We start from the raw sequence: 1315 nt of genomic DNA, 5'->3' as shown, positions 1-1315 counted from the left end.
GTCTTATCCCTGTCAAGTAGACAGTATTAAAAAGACTAAGCAGCCATCGAGATTCGATATTCTATCGGAGCTCGATGGTTGAGTCGTTTTTGGAAACGTTTATAGTTATAAAAGTAAATATATTCTTCAATTGCTTGTATTAAATCCGCTTCTGTTTTAAAATGATTCAAATACAACATCTCCGATTTAAAATGGGAGAAAAATGACTCGATACAGGCATTATCATGGCAGTTTCCTTTGCGAGAGTGGCTGCCAATGATACCTAAATCTAAAAGTCGTTTGTTGTAGGCATGAGATGTGTACTGGAACCCCTGATCTGAATGGAGAATGGTTCCACGCACATCTCTTTTTTGTGCCAACATTTCAATTGTATCTAATACAAGTTCATTATCATTACGCTTGGAAATTTTCCAAGAAACAACTTCGTTATTATAAATATCTTGTACAACAGAAAGATAGCGGAAGCCCTCTTGAAATCGTAGGTAGGTAATGTCTGTAACAAGTGCTTCATTTTGTTGGCGATTTTTGAATTCACGGTTTAAAACATTTGGAAAAGTATTAGAATAATTCCCTTTAAAGAAGCGACGCTTCTTCCGAATAATAGACTGAATGTTAAGCTCACTCATTAATCGATATACCTTTTTGTGATTTATAAAATAACCCTCTTCTTCTAAAGCAATTTTCATACGTGGATAACCATATTCTTTGTGCTTTAGGTGAATAGATTGAATTACCTTTTTTAATCGTGTATCGGATTCTAGTCGTATGTTGTTCATACTTTTTGTATGAACCCACTTATAGTAACTTGAGCGATGTACACCCGCAAAATTAGTAAGCCATATAACGGGATATTTTCTCTTTAGTAATTCAATGATATGATATCGTTCTTTATATTTTAGTACGCCCCCATTTACAGATTTGGATACTGCTTTTTTAAATATTCAACCTGAGCCTTATAGTAGTCACGCTCTTCTTCAACAGTTTTAAAATGAATCCGTTTGCCTTTTAAAGGGTTCGGTATACCTTTCATTTCACTATTTTTCCCACGAGTATCTGTAATTTCATTACATTCTTTATATTTTTTCACCCAATTTTTAAGTTGTGTAGAGCTTCTAATCTGATATTTCTCCGCTATCATATCGTAGCTTCCCTCACCGTTTAAATAACTTTGAACAGCTGATAACTTTATCTCATTTGAGTATGTATTAAATGTGGTACCTTTTTTGGCCATGAAAAATCCCCTCCAAGTAATAGTGTAACATCCATGTGTATACATGGTCTTTTTCACACTGTCTACCTAAAGGGGATAATATCA

2 protein-coding genes are annotated in these 1315 nt (G+C 34.1%); both read right to left on the bottom strand.

What is annotated here, in order from left to right:
* Positions 1-35 precede the first annotated feature (35 nt).
* Positions 36-872 carry an IS3 family transposase gene (locus COK05_RS30510; RefSeq protein ID WP_255290376.1) on the bottom strand — a complete coding sequence of 279 codons (837 nt, stop codon included), beginning with the start codon at positions 870-872 and terminating at the stop codon, positions 36-38.
* Between the two features lie 38 nt (positions 873-910).
* A complete protein-coding gene (locus COK05_RS30505; protein ID WP_098615494.1) occupies positions 911-1231 on the bottom strand; it encodes a helix-turn-helix domain-containing protein in 321 nt (106 codons plus the stop codon).
* Between the last annotated feature and the right edge of the window lie 84 nt (positions 1232-1315).

Origin of the sequence: Bacillus cereus (assembly GCF_002567495.1) — a bacterium.
GTDB classification, from domain to species: domain Bacteria; phylum Bacillota; class Bacilli; order Bacillales; family Bacillaceae_G; genus Bacillus_A; species Bacillus_A cereus_AQ.
This window is presented reverse-complemented; position numbering and strand designations above follow the sequence as displayed.

Coding starts and splice junctions, on each gene's coding strand:
- COK05_RS30505 (WP_098615494.1), bottom strand. CDS start 1,231: ATGGCCAAAAAAGGTACCACATTTAATACATACTCAAATGAGATAAAG.